Here is a 245-nt window from a genome sequence, read left to right as displayed (position 1 = left end):
TTGATTGTCCTACAATGTTTGGCGAAATTAAATCGTCTGTGACATTAGAAGCACTTAAATTGGCTCTTAATGAAACCACACTACATTGATTAAATACTGTTCCAGAATAACCGGCTCCTGTCCATCCTGGAGGCAAAGTTAAACCTGAGTCGAAATTTTCTACTAATCCGATTTGAGAAAATCCAAAGAACGAAATGAACCCAAATAGAAGTGAAAGCGTAATTTTTTTCATTTTAATGGTAAAT

General features: G+C 34.7%; 1 protein-coding gene. It reads right to left on the bottom strand.

The window, feature by feature from the left end; translation table 11 throughout:
• Window positions 1–232 (bottom strand): hypothetical protein (locus FVF61_RS07605; RefSeq protein ID WP_148454980.1); only part of this gene is annotated, 232 nt, incomplete at its 3' end.
• Between the last annotated feature and the right edge of the window lie 13 nt (window positions 233–245).

The organism is Xanthomarina maritima (genome assembly GCF_008084905.1).
Classification (GTDB): Bacteria; Bacteroidota; Bacteroidia; order Flavobacteriales; family Flavobacteriaceae; genus Xanthomarina; species Xanthomarina maritima.
This window is presented reverse-complemented; position numbering and strand designations above follow the sequence as displayed.